The organism is Caballeronia sp. SL1002 (assembly GCF_057814995.1).
In genome coordinates this window covers 26,580-41,238 of sequence record NZ_JBYMUW010000001.1, presented here as the reverse complement: position 1 = coordinate 41,238, position 14,659 = coordinate 26,580, and the positions used below count along the sequence as shown (strand labels likewise).

Below are 14,659 nucleotides of genomic sequence, written 5' to 3'. Positions count from 1 at the left end.
CGACGCGATGGCAATACAAGACATTGAATTAATCATTACATAGTCAGGATGGCAAATCATGAATGCTGTTTCCGTTAGCCCCGTACTTAAACCCGTCACGATCGGCAGTCTGCAACTGAAGAACCGCATCGTCATGGCGCCGATGACACGCAGTCGCGCCGACGATGCGGGTGTGCCGCCCGGCTACGCAGCCAACTACTACGCGCAACGTGCAGGCGCCGGCCTCATCATTACCGAAGCGACCAATATTTCTGTGCAGGCCCGTGGCTATCCTCGCACCCCTGGCATCTGGACGGACGAGCAGGTGGCGGCCTGGACGCGCGTCACCGAGGCAGTTCATCGCCGTGACGGGAAGATCTTTCTGCAGTTGTGGCACACGGGGCGAATCTCGCACCCTGACATGCAGGATGGCGCGGTTCCGGTCGCGCCCTCGGCGATCAAGCCACGAGGCCAGATCCGCGTTCACGACGGTATGAAGGAATTCGTCACGCCGCGCGCGCTTCGGACCGAAGAGATCGCTGCCATCGTCGACGATTATCGCCATGCTGCCGTCAATGCGAAGCGCGCAGGATTCGACGGAGTCGAGATCCATTCGGCCAATAACTATCTGCTCGAACAGTTCGTCCGCGATAGCACGAACCAGCGCAATGACGAGTACGGCGGCTCTATTGAAAACCGGTTGCGCTTCCCCCTCGCGGTGGTCAAGGCGGTACTTGAAGTCTGGCCAAGCGATCGCGTTGGCATTCGGATCTCGCCCGCGACGACAGCGCCAGGCGAAACGCCTCTCGACAGCGACCCAATGGCTACCTTCGGGGCTTATGTACGCGCGTTGTCGCAACTCGGGCTGCTGTACATCCACGACATTGAAGGCGTAACGCAACTGGCTCGCGACACCGACAGCGGCGTGAGCTTCACTGCGCTGCGCGGACAGTTCAACGGCGCGTACATCGCCAATAACCAGTACACGCTGAGGCTCGCTGAGGAAACGCTCGCTGCAGGTGACGCTGATCTCTTCAGCGTCGGGCGGCCATTCATCGCCAATCCCGATCTGGTTGAACGGCTGCGAGTCGGTGGTCCGCTCGCTGAGGCGCCAAAAGAATACTGGTACGGCGGAGATTCGACGGGCTATTCCGACTGGCCCGAGATGCACCGCGGACCTGTTGCCGACGCGTGATTTATCGCGTGATCCACCAATCCAGCACCCCAAAACTTTCTTGCTAAACGACCGGAGCCTTTCATGAAAACGACCAGCCGAGTTCGCCGTTTCGCCACTGCCATCGCGTTCGGCGTGGCAGCGCTTTCCGCACAGATCGCCACCGCTGCCCCCGTCACGAACGTTGTCCTGGTCCACGGATTCTTTGCTGACGGTTCCGGCTGGCAGGGCGTATCGAACATTCTTGTCCGCGACGGCTACAAGGTGTCGGTGGTGCAGGAACCTGAAACTTCATTCAAGGACGACGTCGCGGCGACCACACGTGCGGTCGATGCGCAGGACGGCCCGAGCATTCTCGTCGGACACAGCTATGGCGGAGCGGTCATCACCGAAGCCGGCAACGATGCGCGCGTCTTGGGCCTCGTATACATCGCCGCCTTTGAACCCGATGCCGGTGAGAGCCTGAAGGACCTGACCACCAAAATGCCTGCCGCGATCAAGAGCATCAAGGAGACGGACGACGGTCATCTGTACATCGATCCCTCGCGGTTCCATGCCGACTTTGCCGCCGACGTCCCTGAGCCAGAGGCCGCATTTATGGCCTCTTCCCAGGTGATGCCCGCCGTCGGCTCGTTCACGGCGCCTGTCATGCAGGCTGCTTGGAAATCGAAGCCGAGTTGGGCGGTCGTCGCGGCGTCCGATCGGACCATCAATCCAGACCTTGAGCGGTGGATGGCAAAGCGCGCCGGCAGTAAAGTGACCGAAGTTAATTCGAGCCATGTCGCGTTTCTTTCACATCCCGAAGAGATTGCGAAGGCAATCGAGCAGGCGGCTGCGGCGAGCGGCGGTCGTTGAGCGCTTCGATTTGCATTAGCCCGTGGCTTGTTGCATATACGTGACTGGCAGCGCGTCGTGCGGCAGTAGGCAGATCGCGTGCATCGGGCTCGTCGCCAGCGCTGGTTCTCGTACAGGATAAAGCGGGGAGCCGGACGTCCCCGCTGCTGCTCAGCAACCGGCGGCCGTCGGCAACATTGCCAGCGGTCGCGCGGGCCGTATCCGACGACGAACGGCGAAGTAAGCGATTACGACCGTACGTTGAGTTATATGCGTTCTGCACGCAACAGACCCATGCGACCCGCTGGTGCCCTTGCTAAAAAGCGAACCCGTAATCACGAACAGTGACGGCGAGCGCACGGAACTCTTAGGAATAGTCGGTCGTCAGGTGTCGGTGTTCAATTCGCCGCTAGCGGTGTTCACCGGGAAGCTGGCGGGTAAGGCGTCAAATGCCTTGCTGCGAAAGGGTTAGGGCACAATCGGCGCGATGCGATGCCTGTTGCGATAGTCCAACAATCGTGATGAAACCGTGTCAGCAAGCCTGCGAGCGTGGCCGTTGCGGTCCGGCATATCGGATCTCATGGCAGGCGCCATCCGATCAACGCTTGCAATAATCGACAGCCGGTTTCGAGCGAGGTTGTATGCGCTGCTGGCGCAGCACCCGTTTTTTTGGATGCCGGAGAAGACTTTAATACGTGTATCAAGGCGTACTCCGGAACCGCGCGCATGATAGTGTCCGGCACCGTTCCAACGCTGTGAAGCGCCCTTTTTATTTGATGTGATGTCGTTGCTTCAAGGGTACGCGCGGTGTTCGAAATGAAGTGCGAAGCGTTTGCGAGGCACGTTGGCGTCGTTAATGATCACGCTAGCGCCCTATGAACAATCGCTAGCAGGAATCATAAACACCAACATATGCCGTGCAACACTGCAGCTTCGTAGAGTCAAGCCGTGCAATCGGGCGGGTCCTCGTTGCTGCCGCTCAGTGCCGCCTCACCGTGGCTGCTGCGCTTTCCGGTTCTCCCACTCGGCGAACGCAAACTGACGCCCGGGCTGGGCCACGTATTCATAACGGCAGTATGGATGCACCTCGACGAAGCCCAGCGGCGCACGGGAATGAACACCATTTCTGTTCTGTTAGCCGTCGATGGCTTGGTCGGTATGGCGTTGCGCCATGGGCCCTTCTCGACGGGGCGGCGTATGTTTGACGTCTCCGCGGTGGATACCTTCAGGCTTGCCGAAGCCAATGATCTGCAACTCCTGCGGGTGTTTGCAGCGGCTCATCCCAGAAAGCAAACAGGAATATCGGAGTGAACTGGACCCGGTTTGCTTTTCGAAAGTGAAGATCGGTATTGCGGTTATCGTGCGCGGCGACTGCCGGCCCAGACCGTGTCAAAACGCCTAGCCGCTGGGGATTTGACGGCACCCTTCCTAAAAACCAATCTCGGCCCGTCGATTGCGGTACCACTAACCTCACATCAGAGCCGAACTAGTGCGAGGATCCGTGCGCCGCGTGCGGGCTTCACGCCCGCAGCGCCTTCGTAACTGTTTCTGAACCGAACGGCTTGATCACGCGCTTCATGTTGTAGGTGAGCACGTGCAAGCTCATCTCCGTGCTCACCCGCTCGATAGTGCGCGTCAGGAAATGAGTCGCTCCCATCCAGGCCTTGGTCGTGCCGAAGGGGTGCTCGACGGTCTGTCGTCGGGTACGCATCATGTCCGGAGCAAGATCAAGCCGAGCCTGCATCTCTTCGAGCAATCCTTCGTGTTCCCAGCGCGTTACGCGACGCTCGGTGCTCGGAGTGCACTTATCTTTCAATGAGCACTGTTGGCATCGCGAGCGCCAGTAGCGATCTAACTTCAGGGCACGCTCAGTTGTCCTGCAGCGCCATATGAGACGCTCGCCTGCCGGACATCGATACTCGTTCTTCTCAGCGTCATAGACAAAATCTTTTTTGCCGAAACGGCCGTCGAACGTCGCGCTCGAGGTGTTCGTCTTGGGAACAAACGCCGAGAAGCCTGCCACGTAGCATGGGAGTATCTCCTCGCTCTTGTAGCAGCGTTTGTCTGCGACTGCCGTGAGTCTATCGACACCCATCTCCGTACGCGCCAACTTGGCCATCGACGTGAGTCGGTCACGGTCAATGCCGATGTTGGTGACCTCGTGCGCGACAATCAGATGGTGCTTTGCATCGACCGCTACCTGGACGTTGTAGCCGACGACGCCTGTCCCCCGTGTCTTCATCGAGCGCGCGTCCCGGCCCGTAAGCACTTGCTTGTCCGGCACTGCGTCGAGTTGAATTTCGACTTGCTTGAGGATTTTCATCTGCTCCTTGAAAGCCGCAATCTTGTATTGCAGCCGTTCTGTCTTCGCCTTCGCGATCGTCGGCTCCTGGCGATCGGCGGTGTCCATTTGCACAAGATAACGGCTGATGCTTGCCTCGATGTCTGCATTCGCCGTTCTAGTCTTGCGCTCGTGAAGTTGCGGTCGCGAGGTTCACTGCCTTAAACTTGCTCCCGTCTATCGCAACTGACGCTTCGGAGAACAGGTCCAGGCGTTGGCACAGCATGACGAACTGAAGGCAGCCGCTGCGGATCGCTTTGCCGTTGTCTTTCGGAAACGCGCAACGGTATTGAAGTCCGGTGCCAAGCGGCCGGTGAGCCACATCAATTCAATATTGCGTTGGTCCTCGCGCTCAAGCCGACGACTGGATTGAATACGGTTCAGGTATCGGTAGACTTAGATCTTAAGCATCACCTCCGGATGATGTGAACGCCGGCCGGTAAGTGCTGGTTCGACGCCTTTGAACTCGAGGTTCTGAAGATCCAGTTCATCTACAAAGACATCGACTACGCGGACGGGGCGTGCCCGTCACGTATTCGTCGAGCGCTTCGGGAAGAAGAAAGCTTCGCGTACGATCGTCGCCTTGAACGTACGGCTTCATCTCGCTTACCTCCGTCATCGCACGAGATATTTTGGCGATTCGAATAGGTGTTTTGACGCAGTCTGGGCCATCTGCGGACGTCCGTTTAGGTGCTCACATTGAGGCTCATGAGTCGGCTCCGCCGCTAAAAGCGGCCTATCACGCGTAGTTGATACTGGCGAGTCGTACCCGAGGCGTCCACGGAACGATAAATTTTGGAAGATCCTGCAGGGACTGTCGTTGCGGCGCTGACTACGTGCTTACGGCTGACCGTAAAAAGTCGACAAACGCACGCACTTTGGCTGATAAGTGGCGATTCTGTGGATAGAGGATGGAGAACGGTCGGGAGCGCCCACCATATTTCTGAAGGACTTCCACGAGATCGCCACGCTTTAAAGCTTCGGCCGCCGCGAAACGGTAGGTCTGGTAAAGGCCGCCGCTTGCATTGACCCAGGCGACGCACCCTAGCGCATCATTGAGTACCCGCATTCGGCTCTTTATTGGTTGTTCAATCTCAGCCCCTTTTTCATCAGTAAACAACCATTGCATCGGTCGCCCACTATTAGGGGACACGTATTGAATGCAGTCGTGTTTCTCAAGGTCATTGAGTGATACCGGAGCGCCATTTTTCTTTAGATAATACGGTGTACTGAACACCCCTAAAGACGCATCCTCCAGCTTATATGCCACGAGTCGAGAATCACGCTGAATACCTAATCGAATGGCAAGGTCAAAGCCTTCCTCAACAAAATCGATGATCTTGTCCGAAATACTTATCTCAATGTCGATCTGTGGGTAGGTCTCAGTGAACCTGGGCATCAAAGGCAGCAAGCGATATGTCCCGTAAGCGGCACTGACGCTGATGCGCAGCAGCCCGGTTGGCACTGTCTGTGCGCCGGTGATCGCGCGCCCGGCCTCAGCAATTTGCTCGAGCGCTATCTGGCACTCCTTCCAATAAAGTTCTCCTTCATTTGTGACCTTGACGCTGCGCGTTGTCCGCGAAAACAGGCGCACACCAAGACGCTGTTCGAGCCGACTAATTGATCGACTGATCGCCGCCGGAGTTACGCCAAAAACCTCAGCCGCACCTGTAAAGCTGCCCAACTCCGCGGCCTTACAAAATTGCTCGATGCTGCCGAGCTGGATCGAGTCGACGGTGGCCATAATTTGTTCCGCGATGTAATAAATGAAATGATTTGTACCCCATTTATCTCTTGTAAACAAGCTAATAAAGTGTGTTCACTGCTTACGCAGACAAGGAAATGAGACCAGCTCCTAGGCACCGTAAGGGTTGGCGTTATCTTCGACTTACACTAAGGAACGACGGAAATGACTACCAAACTGCACGTTTTCACCTCGCCCTCCGCATTCCCGAACCCACAGCGCCTGCGCCTTTTCATGTACGAAAAGGGGATCGCTGATCAGTTTGACGAAACCGTCTATGACATGACGCCGGTCGGCGAACAGCGCGGCTGGCGTCACTTGAAAATGAACGCATGGGGCGAAACGCCGACGCTTGAGCTTGCTGACGGTAGCTTTATTTCCGAAACAGCAGCCGTTGTCCGTTACCTCGACCAGTCATATCCGGGTCGAAAGATCATGGGCGACACGCCCTTGGAGCAGGGTTTGGACAATATGTGGGACAACCGCATTTGGGTTCACATCCTGTATCGGATTGTCACGGCCTTCCATGTGTTGCACACGGGTCTCGGGTTCAAGCTTGAACTGACGAAGAACGAGGCATGGGGCGAGCACTGCCGCAAGGAAGCATTGGCCCATGCCGCGCTGGTCAACAAACATCTGTCGGACGGCCGGCAGTGGCTGCTGGGTGGTGATGAACCGACCTTCTCAGACATCACGCTGGCAACCGCAATCGCGTTCTCGAAGTTCCCGGTCAACGCCACTCCGCTAGACGAGCGTTTCGAATTTTTGGATGCGTACTGGCAGCGTTGGCAACAACGTCCGAGCTTCAAGGCCGCCTATGCCGACCGCAACAGCGGCATACCGGAGCTGGATAATCGGGCATAAAACGAGCCGGACATCGCGCGACGCTCAGAAAAAGGAGGCCGCGCGATGTCGCAACGTCATACCGCGCAACGCGAAGGCCCTCTATACTCGGCAGCCTAGACAGGCAACTGCGCAGACAAGCCGCTCAAACGGGCCCAGCGTCCTTTGTTGCGGGATTGAATACGAATGTCAGCGCCTGTTTGGCTTAATATTTTAGGCACAGGAACATTGCGCGATATGGTCAAGAGAACCTGTCCCGAAGGAACGCCGCGAGCTAGGTAACTTCCTCTCCAGTCGACGGGCGCGTCTGCAGCCGAAGGAATTCGGTCTGCCTGAGGGCCCGCGGCGCACACCGGGCTTGCGGCGCGAAGAAGTCGCCGAGCTCGCAGGCGTCAGCGTTAGTTGGTACACGTGGCTCGAGCAGGGACTCCAGCCCTCTGAAGACGCACTGCGGCGCATCTCGAAGATCCTCAAACTTGATCGGGTGGAATCGCTTTCGGCCCGTGAGGAACCGGCCGTCGTGACCAGCGGCGGAGTTACCGAAGGTCTGGAAATGCTGGTCCGCGCGATCAACCCGATCCCTGCCTATGTGCGCAACACGCGATTAGACATACTCGCTTGGAATGATGCGACTGCGGACCTTTCCGTTGATCACGGCCCGCTGCAGCCGCACAAGCGCAATGCGTTACGCCTGCTGTTTCTCTATCGCCCTATCGCGCGCTGATCCTCGGTTGGGAGCGGATGGCGCGCGGCATGATCTCCACGTTCCGCGCTTCGCGCGCGCATGCGCAGGACAAAGTTCCGTTCGACTATCCGATTAGAGAACGTTTGCAACAGAGCGCTGAGTTCCGAGACTGGTGGCAGGGCACGAACGTGAAAGGTTTCGATGAGGGCAGCAAGCGTCTGTGGCATCCGGCGTCCGGACATATCGATTTTACTTACGTAGCGTTGACGCCAGAGGGTCGGCCCGACCTTTCGCTGGTGACATATATTCCACACCATGTTGTCTATGACCCGCAGTCATAGGATTACAAGACGCCTTCTTCATGCAGATCCCTTTGTCTAGACTGGCATCACTGAAACGCAAACGGTGTTTGCGAAAAACCCAAGTCTGGAGGTAAGTATCATGAAACTCGTTCAATCACTGATCGTCGCCGCTGCTCTTGCTATGCCCACTGTATCGTCATTCGGCCAGTCAGATGCACCTGTTAGCCGTGCACAAGTGCGTGCCGAATTGGTTCGATTCGAAAAGGCAGGATACCAGCCGGGTGCTGGCGACCAGGCAACTTATCCGGTGCAGATCCAAGCCGCCGAAGCGCGTGTCGCCGCGCAAAGTAACGCCGCTACGGGTTACGGTGGCGTCTCGGGTGAATTGTCCGCGTCGGGCGCGTCGTTTAAGCCGGCCGCCAACATCGGTGCGAAGTCGATCTATTTCGGTCACTAAGCTGATCCACAGCATCAAAAAACACCAACTAAGGCTGGGTTGCTGTCGTGATCGATAGCGACCAGCCGCTTGTTGTAGCACCTCTTCCAACGGCGTACCTGCCGGTGGATTTCGCCTAGCTATGGCTGGGATTTTTTGAGAACGCCGATCGAACGCTAGATAGAAATCAAAATGCGTTCGCTCCAATTCTTTGCTTTTCGATAGCGCCGCGGATGAACGGTCAGAGTGCAATAGACCAATGAGGGGGTACAACTCCGGGCATTGACCGGGTTAACATAGATGCACCTTTCCCGTGAAGGAGGTCCGCGCGCTGGCTTGGTGGCCTAGGGATATCGGGAACAGCATAGCTACATGGTTTGGTCTGGACGGATCGAGGTGCGGAGATTTCCGTCCGAAGGACGCCGCCCGGTGATTGGCAGCAGTCGAGGCATTGATAGGGTACGTCTATCTGGGGCTGTTCATTTCGGTAATCGCTGCTTCGCGCCAAGGCGAAACCGACTGCACGGTTGGTCCCGTCCGACGCGCTTCATCGACCAGAGGAAAAAAGCCAGCTTCTATTAGCCTAGCCGAATCGGCCCAATATTGAATGACCGTTTCGCGAAAGACCGTCCACATGTACATCAGACACTTGTTCTCAGACTCTCGCCAGAGACTTCGCGATAACGAACACAACTAGTGAAACCCATCTCGCGGGCCCAATTCTGTTTCCCCGCGGTTTGGACGGGCGATCGAATTGCCTCGGCGTCATGATCGGCCAGCTCCAAATCATTACAGCTGCGCCGTTCGTCTTTCCCAAGGTGCACCGCAATGCGCCCTGTCCGTGCAGGAGCGGGAAGAAATACAGGAACTGCCACAGGGTCCCGGGTCAGTAAGGTCCGCCCGACTGGCCCGAAACCGGCGGTCGGCCGCTCTTTGTGGGATGGCGGCAACGGATCGGCTACGGAAGTCCGCCGCGCGACCGCAGCGCTCGATTGGTGTCTGCCTCGAACTTCGGCTACCGGTCACGAAGCGACGTTCGCTAGCATTTTAGTCGGCGACGTTCCAATGTCAGCTTCGACGTCGCGACCGGCCATTCGGCCGTTTCTCGACCGGCCACCGCAAACAACAGGGCGTCTGACTCACTTATCGAATCCGCAGTGGCCCTGGCGCGTTCCGCCCTGAGTTAGGCCCGGCCAGTCGCGACAGTCCCGCGGGGATGCGCCGCAGCGGGGCGCTGCTGAGCGCCGCGATTGCCGGCATGGGCGTGATCATGCAGGCCGATTCGCTGCTGTCGCCCGCCTTCGCGGCGGCCCATATCGTGCCGCTGTTGCCGGCGTGGGAGCTGCCCACACGGGCCGTGCCCATCGTGCGCTTGCCCGACGCGAGGCCCAGCGCCAAGCTGCGCAGCTCCATCAACGTGGCGGCTCGGCTGAGCTAGCCGCCTGTTCGACGCTGCGCGCGTGACGTGGCCGACGGGCCTCGCCACCCCCAAACGGAAACTTACGACTGCCCCGCCGTCAGCACCGCCAGCTTCGTGACCCCCGCATGCTCGATCCCGGCCATCGCCTTGGCAACCACGCCGTAAGGCACACCCTCGTCGGCCTGCAGTGTGACGCTCGCGTCGGCGTTGTACGAGGCGAGCGCGTGCATCGCCGAGTCGAGCTGTTCGAGCGTGCGCGCTTCGCGATCTACATAGATCTGACCGTGCGCATCGATGCTCACGGTCACCGTCTTCGCGGCGGGTGCGGGCGCGGTGGCCTCGGTCTTCGGCAGATTCACGTGCATCGCGTTGTTCAGTAACGGTGCGGTCACGATGAAAGCCACCAGCAGGACCAGCATTACATCGACGAGCGGCGTGATGTTGATTTCGCTCAGGACGTCGTCATTATCGGAAGAGGACGAGAAAGCCATTATGCGAGTACCTCCTTGAGCGGTTGCACGACGCTCTTCTGAACACGCGGCACGCGAAAGCCGGCTTTCTGTGCGAGCGTGACGAAGTCGATTGCGAATGCGTCGAGGTCGGCGGCGCCGCCTTTCACGCGACGCACGAAGAAGTTGTATCCGAGCACCGCGGGCACCGCCACCGCGATGCCGACGCCGGTCGCGGCCAGCGCCTCGCCGATCGGTCCCGCGACGACCGCGATGCTCGCCGACTCCGCGTGAGAAATTGCCGCGAGCGCGTGGATGATGCCGAACACCGTGCCGAACAGGCCGACGAACGGCGCGGTACTGCCGATCGACGCGAGCACCGCAAGGCCCGCCTCGGCGCGGCGCCGCTCGCTGTGGATCTGCTGACGCAGGTGGCGCTCCAGCAAGTCATGGCGGCTCCAGCTGTGTTCGAGATCTTCTGCGCCGCTGTCGTCGGCGTCGGCGAGCGCGTCGAAGCCCGCCTTCGCGAGCCGGCCGAGCGGGCTGTCAGGACGGTCGAGCGCGGCCGCCGCCGCAAAGCTGCGGGCTGCCCAGAAGGCGCTGCGGTAGCGGCGGCTGCCCGCCGCCACGCGCGCGGCCTGCAAGCCCTTGACGATGATCAGCGTCCACGTCAGTACCGAAAAAATGCCTAGCAGCCACAGCGCGCCTTGCACGATGAAATGAGTCGATGAGCCGTTCATGTTGCGTTCCTCTGTAAGTCTTCGATAGCGAGTCGAGTGGAAAAAAGGCGGCGCTTATTGCGCGAGCCGGAAGTCGAGTGGCACCGTCACCCAGCCGTCGACGGCTTCGTCGCCGCGCTTCGCGGGCACGAAGCGCCAGCCGCGCACGGCGTCGCGCGCGGCCTCGTCGAGCACCCGGTGACCCGAGCCCGTCTGCACCGAGACCGAGTCGGCCGAGCCGTTGGTGAGCACGTGCACGCGCAACAGCACGCGTCCCTCCCAGCCTTGGTCCTGCGCGATTTGCGGGTAGTCCGGCGCGGGGTTGTGCAAGTACGCGGCGTCGCCGATCGGCGCGGCGCTCGTCTGCTGGGTCGACGGCGCGGCCGGTGCGGCCGCTTGCGGCGCGGCTTGCGACGGCTGGAGGGACGGCGCGGGCGAGGCGGCCAGTGCGGGAGCGGCGGCTGCGTCGGTCGGTTTGGGCGCCGGCTTCGGCGCGGGCGCGTGATGCTCGACGGGCCGCGCGGCGGCCGGCTTCGGCGGCGTGGGTGGCCGCTGCGCTCGCGGCGGCTGTACCGGCCGCTGCGGAGCCGGCTCCGCATGCGCGGCCTGGGGCAGGGCACGCGGCGGGCCCGTCAGCGTGACGGTCATCGGCAGCGGCTGCGGCGCGGCGGTCGCCGCGTGCGCTTGCCACGCATGCGCGAGCCACATGACGCCGCCATGCACCGCGATCACGACGAGCGCGGCGAGCGCGAAGCTGCCGCGCGAGCGCGATGCCGCCACGCGCGCCGGCTCGTCGCGACGCTGGACGGCAGTCGAACCAGTTTGGCCGTCTAGCCTCGCTTGTGAGGCGGCGCGGGTAAACGGCGCATTGGTCGAGGGGGGGAACGCGTCGGCCGACGCACTATCGAGGGCCTGACGCGCAGACGTGCCGTCCGCGGCCGCGCGTGCCGACTCGCGAGACGCGTGCGCGGCGCGGCGCGCAGCAGCATAACGCTGATTCGGACGATGACCGAGTGCGGCGCTCATCATGCGCCGCACCGTCGAGCTAGGCGGCGCCACAGCGCGCCGTGGCGTTCACCGTCGGCCCGATGCGCGCTCCGCTTACCGCGCGTAGAGTCTGTCAGGGCACCGTAATGAGTGCCGCTGTGTCGCTGAAAAATGTTGATCGACATGAGGATGCCTCGTTTTCAAGCTGGGTGCACCCGCCGCGTCAGGGCAGTGCGCGAATCGAAAAATCACGGATGGTCTGGTGTGAAGCCGTCGAGCGAAAGCCGAACCAGCCCGCGTCGGGCAGCGGCCCGGCCGCCGCGAAGCACGGCTTGCCGTCCAGGTAGAATCGCGTGCCTTGGCCGTCGACCACGATGCGCACGCGATACGCGTGGTTGCCGCGCAGCAGCCAAGGCGGCGCGGTGTACTCCGCGAGCAGCGGGCGCGCGGGCGTGCCGTCGTAATGGCGAAACCGCGTCGTCGTGTTGTCGTTGCCGCCGACGCCCGCGTAGTACAGCGTGAGCGCGTCGTAGTCGGCGAGGCGTCCCGAGCGGCCGAAGGGTGCCTGCGCGCCGACGTGGGGTTCTGGGTGTGCGTCCGCTTGTGCGCCTGGCTGCGCGCCTGCTCGTGCGTTTCGTCGTGCGCCTGCTCGCAGGCCAGCCTGGGCCTCCGGTCGCGCGCTCGCCAGCCAGAACAGGTTCATGTCCGACACGCGGTCGTGTGCGCCCCCTGCATTGAGCACGTTCCGGGTGAACGAGATCTCGTAGTGCCCGCTGAGACGCTGGTCCAGCCACACTGTCAGACCGCGCGCGCTATCGAGCACCAACGCATGCGATTGGGTGTACACCGGCGGCGCGCTCGCCGCAGCCGTCGCGCTCCCGGCGGGTTCGGCCTCGACGATCCAGCGCCGCGCGTCGAACGATGCGAAGTCATCCTTCACGATCGTGTGTGGCGCGGCCTGAAGAGGGCCGGCGCTCAGTAGCGCGAGCGCCGCGATTGAAAAGTTGCGCACGTCGTAGATTCCGTCAATGCATCAGGTTGTTGGGACGAGCCGTGAGTGCAGCTTCGACGACCATGTGCAACGAGGCCGCCAAAGCGTCAGCGCATCGACAGGAAATGCAAAAAAAATCTAGCTGAACACGCTCAGATAACTGCCGACGCGCGTCAGATCGACGCCCACGCTGTCGGCGACCTGATGGAGCGCAAGCGTAATGTCGCCGAGCGGGAACACGCCGCTCACGCGCATTTGATTCGCCGCGCCGGTCACGCGAATCACGCCGGCGTCATAGCGGTTGAATACATCGACGAGCGCGGGCAACGGCATGTTGTCGGCGACGAAGATGCCGCGCGTCCACGCGCTCGCAAGCTCGAACGGCTGCGCGAGCCGCTTTGGCGGAGCGTCGCTGAACGCGACGCTTTCGCCTGCGGCGACGCGTACCGGCTCGCGGCCGGTCTGCGACATCCAGGCCTCGCCGTTGCCGACGGCAACGAGGCTATGCCGATAGATGCGCCCCACGTTCAACGTGCCGCCGTCGCTGAGCACCACGCCATGCGCGGTCTCGATGCGCCGCGCCGCGCCCGCTCGCCCGGCGGGCGTCTCGACCAGCATCTGGCCGACCGGCACGCGCAACGCGCGATCGCTCGACGTCGCGACGCGATAGACGCGGCTGCCCGCGTCGATCGTCATGCGCGAGCCGTCGGCGAGGCTGACGGTGCGCCGCTCGCCGATCGGGCTGCGCCAGTCCGCGTCGAGCCCCAGCCGATGGACGCCGTCAAGTACCGCGACGAAACCGAGCGCCGCGGCCATTCCGCCGAAGCCCGCCCGCAGCAGTTTGCGGCGCGTGTCAGACGGCACCCGCAGCGCGTCGGCGACGGCCGCGCGCTCGGCGGCGGCCGCCGGGCGCAGGCGCGCAAGTCGCGACTGCAACGCCTGCCATGCGTGGGCATTCGCTTCGTCGCTGCGCCATGCGTCGAAAGCGGCCTGTTCGCGCGCGCTCAGTTCCGCTTCGCGCAGCCGCACTTCCCATTCGATCGCAGCGCGCTCCGGCGCGCGCGCCGCATGCACATGACTTGCTCTCGCGGTGACACGCGGCGCGCTCATGCGACGCTGCAACACAACGCGAGCGCCCGCGCGACGTACTTGCGCACCATGCTGACCGACACACCGAGGCGCTCGGCGATGTCCGCGTACTTCATGTCCTCGTACTGACTAAGGATGAACGCTTCGCGTGCGCGCGCGGACAACTGCTGCAGCGCGGAGTCGATCAGCAGGATGTCCTGTACCGCTTCGAGCGCGACTTCGGGTGCGGGAGCGACCGGCTCGGGCGCGAGCGCGAGACGCGCCAGATAGGCACGTTCGATGTCGCGTCGCCGCCAGTGCTCGAACGTGAGGCGGCGCGCGATGGTGGTGAGCAGCGCACGCGGCTGACGGATCGCGCCGACGTCCGGGTAACCGGCGAGCTCGGTGAATGCGCTCGCGGCCAGGTCCTCGGCATCGCTGCTTGAGCCGACCAGCCGATGCATGCAGCCGGTGAGCCAGCTATAGCTGCGGCGGAATTCATCGCTGAGGAAGCGCTCGCGCGCGAGCGACGGGGCGATGAGTGTATCGACGTCGCCGGCGGGGCCGGCGGACAGGCTTTGAGATCGGATCGCCATAACGTTGGTAGTCGGCGCGCTGAGCGCAACGCGTCTGCAGCAGGGTGGGCAAATACGGATCGACAATTCTAAAGTCGCGCCTCACTTCGCC

At 61.6% G+C, this 14,659-nt stretch carries 16 protein-coding genes and 1 pseudogene; 9 read left to right on the top strand and 8 right to left on the bottom strand.

Going from position 1 to position 14,659, the window contains the following annotated elements; all coding sequences use genetic code 11:
- The first annotated feature begins 58 nt into the window (after positions 1–58).
- The 3 genes from AC3D25_RS00215 (at position 59) to AC3D25_RS00205 (ending at position 3,298) form a co-directional block, all read left to right on the top strand.
- Entirely contained in the window at positions 59–1,174 is a 1,116-nt protein-coding gene (locus AC3D25_RS00215) for an alkene reductase (RefSeq protein WP_488886527.1), read from the top strand.
- A gap of 63 nt (positions 1,175–1,237) precedes the next feature.
- Positions 1,238–2,008, top strand: a complete 771-nt coding sequence (locus tag AC3D25_RS00210) for an alpha/beta hydrolase (RefSeq protein ID WP_488886526.1) — start codon at positions 1,238–1,240, stop codon at positions 2,006–2,008.
- A gap of 948 nt (positions 2,009–2,956) precedes the next feature.
- Positions 2,957–3,298 (top strand): hypothetical protein, encoded by a 342-nt coding sequence (locus AC3D25_RS00205; RefSeq protein ID WP_488886525.1) that lies wholly within the window; start codon positions 2,957–2,959, stop codon positions 3,296–3,298.
- 208 nt (positions 3,299–3,506) lie between these two features.
- Here the strand turns inward: AC3D25_RS00205 and AC3D25_RS00200 are convergent.
- Positions 3,507–4,929 (bottom strand): annotated as a pseudogene (locus AC3D25_RS00200) (IS1182 family transposase).
- Between the two features lie 231 nt (positions 4,930–5,160).
- Positions 5,161–6,072: a LysR family transcriptional regulator gene (locus tag AC3D25_RS00195; RefSeq protein ID WP_488886524.1), complete on the bottom strand. Its 912-nt coding sequence runs from the start codon at positions 6,070–6,072 to the stop codon at positions 5,161–5,163.
- A gap of 165 nt (positions 6,073–6,237) precedes the next feature.
- On the opposite strand from AC3D25_RS00195, the gene AC3D25_RS00190 reads away from it, so the two are divergent.
- The 6 genes from AC3D25_RS00190 (at position 6,238) to AC3D25_RS00165 (ending at position 9,776) form a co-directional block, all read left to right on the top strand.
- Positions 6,238–6,936, top strand: a complete 699-nt coding sequence (locus AC3D25_RS00190; protein ID WP_488886523.1) for a glutathione S-transferase family protein — start codon at positions 6,238–6,240, stop codon at positions 6,934–6,936.
- 214 nt (positions 6,937–7,150) lie between these two features.
- The gene (locus AC3D25_RS00185; RefSeq protein ID WP_488886973.1) at positions 7,151–7,639 is read left to right on the top strand and encodes a helix-turn-helix domain-containing protein; all 489 of its coding nucleotides are present in this window, start codon (positions 7,151–7,153) and stop codon (positions 7,637–7,639) included.
- A gap of 29 nt (positions 7,640–7,668) precedes the next feature.
- Entirely contained in the window at positions 7,669–7,941 is a 273-nt protein-coding gene (locus AC3D25_RS00180; protein ID WP_488886522.1) for an MmyB family transcriptional regulator, read from the top strand.
- A gap of 97 nt (positions 7,942–8,038) precedes the next feature.
- A complete protein-coding gene (locus tag AC3D25_RS00175) occupies positions 8,039–8,359 on the top strand; it encodes a DUF4148 domain-containing protein (protein ID WP_488886972.1) in 321 nt (106 codons plus the stop codon).
- Between the two features lie 746 nt (positions 8,360–9,105).
- Positions 9,106–9,231: an SEC-C metal-binding domain-containing protein gene (locus AC3D25_RS00170; protein ID WP_488886521.1), complete on the top strand. Its 126-nt coding sequence runs from the start codon at positions 9,106–9,108 to the stop codon at positions 9,229–9,231.
- Between the two features lie 365 nt (positions 9,232–9,596).
- Positions 9,597–9,776, top strand: a complete 180-nt coding sequence (locus AC3D25_RS00165) for a hypothetical protein (protein ID WP_488886520.1) — start codon at positions 9,597–9,599, stop codon at positions 9,774–9,776.
- A 62-nt stretch (positions 9,777–9,838) separates the two neighbouring features.
- Here AC3D25_RS00165 and AC3D25_RS00160 read toward each other — a convergent pair whose 3' ends face one another.
- The 6 genes from AC3D25_RS00160 to AC3D25_RS00135 form a co-directional block, all read right to left on the bottom strand.
- Positions 9,839–10,249, bottom strand: coding sequence for an ExbD/TolR family protein (locus tag AC3D25_RS00160; protein WP_488886519.1), 411 nt, complete (start codon positions 10,247–10,249; stop codon positions 9,839–9,841).
- Positions 10,249–10,947: a MotA/TolQ/ExbB proton channel family protein gene (locus AC3D25_RS00155; protein WP_488886518.1), complete on the bottom strand. Its 699-nt coding sequence runs from the start codon at positions 10,945–10,947 to the stop codon at positions 10,249–10,251. Before AC3D25_RS00155 ends, AC3D25_RS00160 begins: the two co-directional genes overlap by 1 nt.
- A 54-nt stretch (positions 10,948–11,001) precedes the next feature.
- Entirely contained in the window at positions 11,002–11,955 is a 954-nt protein-coding gene (locus AC3D25_RS00150; RefSeq protein ID WP_488886517.1) for an energy transducer TonB, read from the bottom strand.
- A 181-nt stretch (positions 11,956–12,136) separates the two neighbouring features.
- On the bottom strand, positions 12,137–12,925 hold the full coding sequence (locus AC3D25_RS00145) for a DUF6250 domain-containing protein (protein WP_488886516.1): 789 nt from the start codon (positions 12,923–12,925) through the stop codon (positions 12,137–12,139).
- 117 nt (positions 12,926–13,042) lie between these two features.
- Complete coding sequence (locus AC3D25_RS00140; protein WP_488886515.1) at positions 13,043–14,014, bottom strand: FecR family protein; 972 nt, start codon at positions 14,012–14,014, stop codon at positions 13,043–13,045.
- A complete protein-coding gene (locus AC3D25_RS00135; RefSeq protein ID WP_488886514.1) occupies positions 14,011–14,568 on the bottom strand; it encodes a sigma-70 family RNA polymerase sigma factor in 558 nt (185 codons plus the stop codon). Before AC3D25_RS00135 ends, AC3D25_RS00140 begins: the two co-directional genes overlap by 4 nt.
- Positions 14,569–14,659: the final 91 nt, after the last annotated feature.